Annotated in this window: 2 protein-coding genes and 1 pseudogene; all 3 read right to left on the bottom strand. The window is 59.2% G+C overall.

What is annotated here, in order from left to right; translation table 11 throughout:
* Positions 1 to 378: pseudogene (locus V6C07_RS01280) on the bottom strand (flagellar biosynthesis protein FlhF); the annotation flags it as partial.
* A 387-nt stretch (positions 379 to 765) separates the two neighbouring features.
* A complete protein-coding gene (locus V6C07_RS01275; protein WP_333534587.1) occupies positions 766 to 1,818 on the bottom strand; it encodes an HD-GYP domain-containing protein in 1,053 nt (350 codons plus the stop codon).
* Between the two features lie 33 nt (positions 1,819 to 1,851).
* Positions 1,852 to 2,823: methyl-accepting chemotaxis protein (locus V6C07_RS01270; RefSeq protein ID WP_333534586.1), on the bottom strand; the 972-nt coding region annotated here is incomplete at its 5' end.

Here is a 2,823-nt window from a genome sequence, read left to right as displayed (position 1 = left end):
TCCGGGCTGCGACACCAGCCGCTGATAGAGATCCACGGCCACCGCGTCGGAAATACCCTCGCGCTGAAGATACTCAAGGGCGACGCGCTGACGGGGGGTGAGGCGCTCCAGTTGAATGGCGGGCTTCATGAGGGCGAAAAGCTGATCCTTGATCTGCTGCCACTCCTTGTGCCATTCGCCCCAGCCGCCGGGAACCCCACTGACGGGCGCGCCGTTGCCGGACTGGGAGCGCTCCATCCCCGCCGTGATTTCATGGCAGACCTCACCGTTTTTGCGGTAGGTGCGGTTGCCCAGGATGACGGCGTCTGGCCCCATTTCGGCCTTGATTCTTGCCAGAATCTCCTGCGATGCGGCGCCGGTGAACGTCTTTACCTGCATGGCCTTTCCTTATGACTGGCGACGATTGCGCCGCCCGTTATTGCCGTTGTGCCGTATGTTTGACAGCACACTGACTAATTGCAAATTAGGGGCCAAGCTGGAAAATACGGCCCGGCAAAGAGGATATGCCCTGCGCGCCGTGGCATGAGCCTGCGGCGGGGCGTGTCATAAAAAAGCGGCGAGCAAGAGGCAAGCGCAGCGTATGCGGGAACAGGGGAAATTTTGACAGCGTATTGTGTTGCCCCTGTGGAGGTCCCCCTGTGCGAATTCGTGGCTTCGCACAGGGGGCGGGGCGGCGGGGCATATGGGCCTTCCGGTATGCAGGGGAGTGCGCCCGGTGGCCCCGGGCAGGCCGCACAGTGTTGCTGCCCGTCTACCGCCCCGGATTCAGGAAAAGAAGATGGAGCCGGTTTTTTGAAAAGACGTTGAAATGTTTTTAAATGTTTCTCGCTTTTTGTAAAAACATTCGGTCACAACCGGGTCAAAGAGCACACCTTTGTTGTCCATAATGTACTGGGTAGATATGGAATGGGGCCACGCGCTCTTGTATACGCGGGCGAATCTGGTGGCGTCGTATACATCGACCACCGCCATGAGCCGCCCGACGAAGGGGATGTCGGCGCCCTGCAGGCGCAGGGGATAGCCGGATCCGTCCCATCGCTCGTGATGCGTGCGTGCGATTTCTTCCGCGAACTGAAGAAAACGGGAATCGAAAATATGCCGGAGGCTGTGGATCAGTTTGCCGCCGTGCAGCGTATGGGTTTTGATGGTATCGAACTCTTCGGCTGTCAGGGGGCCGGGCTTCTGCAATATGGCATCGGGGATGTGTACCTTGCCGATATCGTGCAAAATTGCGGCCTTGCTTATTTCTTTTATATCCTGCTCGGTCAGAGGGACAAGGGCATGCATCTGTATGGCGATGTCTTCCAGCAGCACCTTCATATAGCGGGCCACGCGCAGGATATGCCCGCCGGTATCCGGGTCTTTCATGGCGGTCAGGGTTGCCATGCCTTTCAGAAAGATATTTCTGGAATAAGACATGTGGGCGCTCAGGTGCAAAAGAGCCTCTTCGGTGCGGCATTGGCCCAGAGTGGCTGCCACACGTGTGGCAAGCTCTCTGTTGGCGACGGGCTGCGTAAGATAATCGTAGGCTCCCGCGCTGAAGGCAGCCTCCTTATCAAGAAGAGAGCTGTGGTCCGACAGAACGATGACGGGCGGCCTTGACGACAGTTCGAGTTCAGAAAGGCGCCGCAGAAAAGCATACCTGTACTCCCCCGCCGGGTCGCCGGCGGGGGAATACAGAACAGCTCGGGGCGGCCAAGCGAGAATCGCGTCCAGGGCGGCTTCTTCGCAGGAATGATGGGTGATAGTATCGCCGGGCAGGGCCTGTTCCAGTTGGCGGATCTGGGTCGGAGTCATTCCTACAGATACAATGTGCATACGCGCTTCTCCAAGTGGTCTTGCGGCGGACGGTTATTGGGCGCGCAGGTCGACAACCAGATTTTTTAGCCCGTCAGTCTGTTCGGAAAGTTCCACCACTGCCTGGGCGCACATGTGCATGGCTGTGGCTCCCTCGTCGGCCATGCGGTTTATTTCGTCCAGGGCGCGGGTGATCTCTTCACTGGCCGCGGACTGTTCTTCAGCCGCTGCGGCGATATTGCGCACCTGATCCGCCACAGCGGCGACATTTTCCACAATCTCCACCAGCGACTGGCCTGATTTTTCCACAAGTGCGGCCGTGTCGTTCAGTTCGCTGGAGGTCTGTTCCACCGCGCTGATGCTGTCTCTGGTTCCCTGCTGTATGCCGCTGATGGCATCTCCCACTTCTTTTGTGGCGTTCATGGTGCTTTCGGCAAGCTTGCGCACCTCATCGGCCACCACGGCAAAGCCGCGCCCGGCCTCTCCGGCGCGGGCCGCTTCAATGGCCGCGTTGAGAGCCAGCAGGTTGGTCTGGTCCGCGATGTCTGAAATGACCGTCATGATGGCCCCGATGCTTTCCGCCCTTTCTCCCAATGATTCCATATAACCTTTGAGGCGCTGGGCATCTGTCTGCACGATGCTGATGGATTCCACTGACTGGCGGACGATCGATTCGCCCAGAAGAGCGTTTTCCCGGGCAAGATTGGACCCGTCAGCCGCAACCCCCGCATTGCGCGCCACTTCAAGCACGGTGGAGTTCATTTCTTCCATGGCTGTGGCAGAAGTAGCCACGCGCTCCCGCTGGATGTCGGTTCCTCTGGTGGATTCCTGAATCTGGGCCGAAAGTTCCTCGGTAGCCGTATACAGCCGGGCGGTCACGCCCTCGATGTTTTCGGCCGTCAGCAGAATGGCCCTTTGGCTTTCCTCTGCTTTGCCCTTGGCGGCATTGGCCTCTTCTGTAGCTTCCGCGGCCAGCCTGCTTTGCTCGCGGGCCGCCGCGCTCTGTTCCTCGGCCTCGGCAATGCG

The sequence above is a fragment of the Desulfovibrio sp. 1214_IL3152 genome, assembly GCF_036763055.1.
Taxonomy (GTDB): domain Bacteria; phylum Desulfobacterota; class Desulfovibrionia; order Desulfovibrionales; family Desulfovibrionaceae; genus Desulfovibrio.
This window is presented reverse-complemented; position numbering and strand designations above follow the sequence as displayed.

Bases quoted from the DNA above. Each gene is read 5' to 3' on its own strand.
- V6C07_RS01275 (WP_333534587.1), bottom strand. From the start codon at position 1,818: ATGCACATTGTATCTGTAGGAATGACTCCGACCCAGATCCGCCAACTG.